This window comes from Arthrobacter sp. B0316-1-20 (assembly GCF_059091865.1).
In genome coordinates this window covers 1-5,143 of sequence record NZ_JBNHHC010000132.1, presented here as the reverse complement: position 1 = coordinate 5,143, position 5,143 = coordinate 1, and the positions used below count along the sequence as shown (strand labels likewise).

Here is a 5,143-nt window from a genome sequence, read left to right as displayed (position 1 = left end):
TGCCGGGCGGACGCCTGCTGCAGCAGCGGAACAAGGCATACGAACTGCTCAACGCCATTCCGGGCGTCAGCTGTGAACAGGCCGACGGCGCGCTGTACCTGTTCCCCAAGCTCGATCCGGAAGTCTATCCGATCAAGGATGACGAGCAGTTTGCGCTGGACCTGCTCAAGCAGCAGAAGATCCTGATCTCCCACGGCACTGCTTTCAACTGGATCCGGCCGGACCACTTCCGCATGGTGACGCTGCCCAGCGTCGAGGACATCGAGGACGCGGTCGGTCGGCTGGCGGAATTCCTGGATACGTACAAGCCGTAGGCACGCCGCCATGACCAACGTCCGGAGTTTCGAGTCGAGCCCCAGCCAGCTGCTGCGGGTCCGGAACGGATTCCGGCTCAGGCGGGTTGATACCTCGGCTACCCCCGGTTACAAGGGGACCAAGGAGGAGGGCGCAGCCACCTTGGCGGCGTATGGCGAAAAGCTGGCAACGCTGCAGGAAAAGCTCTTCGCAGCGAGCCGGTTCGGCAACAGCGATTCGCTCCTGCTGGTGCTGCAGGGCATGGACACTGCCGGCAAGGGAGGCATAGTCCGCCACGTCGTCGGGCTGGTCGACCTTAGAGCCTCACACACCACGCCTTCAAACTGCCCACCGCCGAAGAGCGCCAGCATGATTTCCTGTGGCGCATTGAGAAGGAAGCGCCGGCCCACGGCATGATCGGCGCCGTTGACCGCTCCCACTACGAGGATGTGCTGGTCCACCGCGTGCACGCGCTGTCGACCCGGAAGGAAATCGAGCGCCGCTATACGGCGATCAACAATTTCGAACGGCTGCTGGCCGAATCCGGCACCCGGATCATCAAAGTGATGCTGCACATCAGTAAGGATGAGCAGAGAAGGCGGTTGCGCGAACGGCTCGAGCGGCCGGAGAAGCACTGGAAGTACAGCCCGGCAGACGTAACGGAACGGGCCTTCTGGAACGACTACCAGCAGGCCTACCAGGTGGCGATTGAACGGACCAACACCGTCGTTGCGCCATGGTTCGTGGTTCCGGCGGACAACAAGTGGTACGCCCGCATCGCCGTCCAGCAGTTGATGATCAATGCCCTTGAAGATCTGGACCTACGATGGCCGAAGGCGGACTTCGACGTCGAAGCGGAAAAGAAGCTGCTGGACGAGTCCTAGCCCTGGCTACCCTCTGTTGACGCCGAGCGCGCCGATTCCAGTCGGCGGCGGGCCCCCTCCAGCCATTCTTCGCAGCGTGCAGCAAGGGCCTCGCCCCGTTCCCACAGGGCCAGGGATTCCTCCAGGCTCACGCCGCCGGCCTCCAGCTGGGTGACCACGGCCACCAGTTGCTCCCGGGCCTGCTCGTAGGACAGTCCATCGACATCCGTGGAGGGAGCCGCCGGCTGCTGCGGAACGGTTCGCTGTCCGCCGCCGTTGGGGTTTTCGCTCATGATTGCCTCTTTCCGTTCCGGGCTGTTTACTGCCCATACTGTCTACTGCTTATGCTGCCTGCCGGTCACGCCGGCCGGTGCTCACGGCGCATAGCCGCATGCCGTCCAGCGCGGATGCCATCTACCGCGCCGTGCTACCGCGCCGTGGCGTGGAATTCGCCGACGGCGACGCGGATCCGCAGGTCTTCCCCGGACGCCACGTCATCCGCGATCCGCACCACACTGCCGTCAGCCTGCTGGATGACGGCGTACCCACGGTCCAGCGTGTTCTGCGGCGACAGCGCCCGCACCTGCGCGCGGAGGTGCTGGATGCGGTCAGTGTCGCGGTTCACGGCGGTGGAGATCGCCGAATGGGCCCGCTCCCGGAACCGCCGAAGGTCGTCCTGGCGCACCTCCACCATGCCCTCCGGACGGGCCATGACGGGACGGGTGCGGATGGCGGTGATGCGGTCCGTTTCACGGCTGACCAGATGGTCGATGCAGCGGTCCAGCTGGGTCCGCGCCTGCCGGATCCGCTGGAGTTCCTCGCCCACGTCCGGGACGACGCGTTTGGCCGCATCAGTTGGCGTGGAAGCCCGCAGGTCCGCGACTTCGTCCAGCAGCGGCCGGTCCGCTTCATGGCCGATGGCGCTGACAACCGGCGTGCGCGCCGCGGCCACGGCGCGCACCAGATCCTCGTGGCTGAACGGCAGCAAGTCCTCGAGGGACCCGCCGCCGCGGGCGATGATTATGACGTCAATCTCCGGCATGGCATCCAGTTCGCCCAGGGCGCCCATAACCTGGGACACGGCATTCACCCCCTGGACCGCCACTTCACGAATTTCGAAATCGACGGCCGGCCAGCGTAGCTTTGCGTTGCGCAGGACATCCTTCATGGCATCCGAATTGCGGCCAGTGATCAGTCCGATGCGGTGGGGCAGCAGCGGCAGCCTGCGCTTGCGCTCCGCGGCGAAGAGGCCTTCGGCATCCAGGGCGCGCCGCAGCATTTCGATCCGCGCGAGCAGGTCGCCCAGGCCAACGGGGCGGATGTCCTGTGTCTGCATCGAGAGCCGGCCGGTCTTGAGCCAGAAATCCGGCTTGATCCGCGCCACGACGCGGGCGCCCCGTTCCAGCGGGGTCGCCAGCCGGTTCATGACCGAAGTCCAGACGGTGAGGGAGAGCGAAACCTCGGCATCGGTGTCCCGCAGTGTGACATAGCAGACATTGGCCCGCCGGTTGAGTTCGATCACTTGACCCTCGACCCAGGCGGCGGGCGACCTTTCAATATGCATCTTCAGCTTTTCGGACAGCACGTGCAGCGGCCACGGGTGGTCCGCGGACGTGTCCGCGGCAGTGGCCGGCAGGGTGGTGACCGGCTCCGAAGTCGCCGTGCCGAGGTACCGGCCGCCGCCGTCGTCGTTCATGTTCTCATGCTCCAAAGCTGGGGACTCTGACCTGTTCATGTCTCATTAAGTGTCTATCAGGTGCCGCGGACAGTTTGACGCGCACCTGCGCCGGCGCCACGGCACGTACAGAAAGCGTTCCGGATACTCTGGCAGAATCGCGCACGGAGTTTCATTCAGTGTTGCAGACCTTGAGGGGAGGACGCATGCGGACCGTAGTTTCCGGCCTGATGGCGCTTGTCGCCCTGGTCCTGGCCGCGGCCGCCATTCCGGCGGCGTGGCTGGACCGGAACGTTGTGTCGCAGGAAGGGTTCGTCCAGCTTGCCGGGCCGCTGGGTGCCGACCCTGAATTCCAGGCGGCGTTGGCCCGAGACATTTCCCAGCAGGCTGCTGCCGCGTCCGGCATACCGGACGCATTGGTCCCGCTGGTCCAGCCCATGATGGAGGAAGCCGCCAGCCGTGTCACGGAGCTTCCCGGCTACCAGCAGGCATGGTCGGAGACGCTGCGCCGGTCCCATGAACTGAACCTCGGGGGAGCAACGCAGAACCCCTCCGGTACCGCCGGTGAACGTCTGGTGCTTGACGCCACACCGCTGGTGGCCCTGGTGGCGGAGGAAATCTCCACGGTCCTGGGCGTACCGGTTCCCGAGCCCGGACCGGCACTGGTTCCGGCGGCCGGACCGGATGAACTGCGGGTGGTGAAGTCGCTGCGCGGTGCCGCAGTATGGCCGTGGCTGGCAGCGGGCGCCGTTGTTGCCGGACTGCTCTCGCTGCTGTCCGCCCGCCGGACCTCGGCGGCCTTGACCGGACTGGGACTCGGCCTGGCCCTGACCGGCGGGCTCTACTGGCTGGCGCTGCAGGCTGGCAGCAGTGCGCTCCGCCAGGCTCCGGCCGGGAGCGAAGCAGCGCAGGCGTTCAAGGAGGCCCTGGTCTTCCGGGTGGCAGAGAGCTTCGGACAGTGGATAGGGCTGACCCTCGCCGGAGCGGCCGTGCTCGTGGTTCTTGGACTCGGTTCGAGGCTGGCCGCAGGCCGCCGGTAGCATGGAGCTATGTCCGCCACCTCCGTTTCCGTGCCCATGCCCAGCATTCCCCGCAAACGCCGCAGCCCCGAGGAAGTCGCGGCGGCGGCGCCCGTGGATAAACCGCGGAAGGTGCTGCTTGCTGCTCCGCGCGGCTACTGCGCGGGAGTCGACCGGGCGGTCATCGCCGTCGAGAAGGCACTGGAGCACTATGGTCCGCCGGTCTATGTGCGCAAGCAGATCGTGCACAACCGGCACGTGGTGAGCAGCCTCGAGGAAAAGGGCGCCATCTTTGTCGACGAGACGGACGAGGTGCCTGAAGGCGCCCTGGTGATCTTTTCCGCCCACGGCGTCTCCCCGGCGGTGGTGCAGTCGGCCGAGGACCGCGGCCTGCGGACCATCGATGCCACCTGCCCCCTGGTCACCAAGGTGCACCGCGAGGCGGTGCGCTTCGCCAAGGATGACTATGACATCCTGCTGATCGGGCACGAGGGGCACGAGGAAGTCGAAGGCACTTCGGGCGAGGCTCCGGAACACATCCAGATTGTCAATGGCCCTGACGACGTCGACAAGGTCCAGGTCCGCGATCCGAACAAGGTGATCTGGCTTTCCCAGACCACCCTGAGCGTCGACGAAACAATGCTCACGGTGAACCTGCTCAAGGAGCGGTTCCCCACGCTGCAGGATCCGCCCAGCGATGACATCTGCTACGCCACCTCCAACCGCCAGGCCGCCATCAAGAAGATCGCCCCCCAGGCAGACCTGGTCATCGTCGTCGGATCGGCAAACTCGTCCAATTCGGTCCGTCTTGTGGAAGTGGCTTTGGAGTACGGTGCCAGGCAGTCCTACCGGGTGGACTTCGCCAACGAGGTCGACGAGTCCTGGTTCGAAGGCGTCTCCACCATCGGCATCACCTCCGGTGCATCAGTGCCGGAAGTGCTGGTCCGCGATGTCCTCAGGCTGCTGGCCGACTACGGCTACGCCGATGTGGAAGAGGTCGTGACCGCAGAGGAAGACATCCTGTTCTCGCTGCCCAAGGAACTGCGGGCTACGCTCAAAGCCGTGGGGGATTCCTCCCGCGGACTGGGCGGACGCGGAGCCCGTCCGACGTCCTGACCGGCATGCGGGAGCAGCAGGACCAAAGCCTCGCCGCGCTGCTGGCGGGCATGCGGCCCACGCTGCGGCAGGGCTCCTTCGTCTTCATTACCGTGCCTGACCGGGCCGCACTAGGTACTGCAGTGCCCCTGGCCACGGTTGCCGAGGCGGAGGGCCTGAGCGCGGTCCTGGCCAGG

Annotated in this window: 6 protein-coding genes and 1 pseudogene; 5 read left to right on the top strand and 2 right to left on the bottom strand. The window is 66.1% G+C overall.

From position 1 onward, the window contains the following. Positions 1–314 (top strand): aminotransferase class I/II-fold pyridoxal phosphate-dependent enzyme (locus tag AC5RW2_RS40350; RefSeq protein ID WP_494075252.1); only part of this gene is annotated, 314 nt, incomplete at its 5' end. Between the two features lie 10 nt (positions 315–324). Beyond that, a pseudogene (locus AC5RW2_RS40345) lies at positions 325–1,178 on the top strand (PPK2 family polyphosphate kinase). Here the strand turns inward: AC5RW2_RS40345 and AC5RW2_RS40340 are convergent. Continuing rightward, entirely contained in the window at positions 1,175–1,450 is a 276-nt protein-coding gene (locus tag AC5RW2_RS40340) for an exodeoxyribonuclease VII small subunit (protein ID WP_494028077.1), read from the bottom strand. The pseudogene AC5RW2_RS40345 and the gene AC5RW2_RS40340 overlap by 4 nt on opposite strands. A 134-nt stretch (positions 1,451–1,584) precedes the next feature. Next, positions 1,585–2,853 carry an exodeoxyribonuclease VII large subunit gene (gene xseA, locus AC5RW2_RS40335; protein ID WP_494028143.1) on the bottom strand — a complete coding sequence of 423 codons (1,269 nt, stop codon included), beginning with the start codon at positions 2,851–2,853 and terminating at the stop codon, positions 1,585–1,587. 185 nt (positions 2,854–3,038) lie between these two features. Between xseA and AC5RW2_RS40330 the strand changes: the two genes are divergently transcribed. The 3 genes from AC5RW2_RS40330 to AC5RW2_RS40320 form a co-directional block, all read left to right on the top strand. Next, positions 3,039–3,872, top strand: a complete 834-nt coding sequence (locus AC5RW2_RS40330) for a hypothetical protein (protein ID WP_494028076.1) — start codon at positions 3,039–3,041, stop codon at positions 3,870–3,872. A gap of 9 nt (positions 3,873–3,881) precedes the next feature. Next, positions 3,882–4,967, top strand: coding sequence for a 4-hydroxy-3-methylbut-2-enyl diphosphate reductase (locus AC5RW2_RS40325; protein ID WP_494028075.1), 1,086 nt, complete (start codon positions 3,882–3,884; stop codon positions 4,965–4,967). Positions 4,968–4,972: 5 nt separating this feature from the next. Beyond that, positions 4,973–5,143 (top strand): ACT domain-containing protein (locus AC5RW2_RS40320; RefSeq protein WP_494075253.1); only part of this gene is annotated, 171 nt, incomplete at its 3' end.

Excerpts from the sequence above, each read along its gene's own strand:
- AC5RW2_RS40340 (WP_494028077.1), bottom strand. The coding sequence starts at position 1,450 with ATGAGCGAAAACCCCAACGGCGGCGGACAGCGAACCGTTCCGCAGCAG.
- AC5RW2_RS40330 (WP_494028076.1), top strand. The coding sequence starts at position 3,039 with ATGCGGACCGTAGTTTCCGGCCTGATGGCGCTTGTCGCCCTGGTCCTG.
- xseA (WP_494028143.1), bottom strand. The coding sequence starts at position 2,853 with ATGAACGACGACGGCGGCGGCCGGTACCTCGGCACGGCGACTTCGGAG.
- AC5RW2_RS40325 (WP_494028075.1), top strand. The coding sequence starts at position 3,882 with ATGTCCGCCACCTCCGTTTCCGTGCCCATGCCCAGCATTCCCCGCAAA.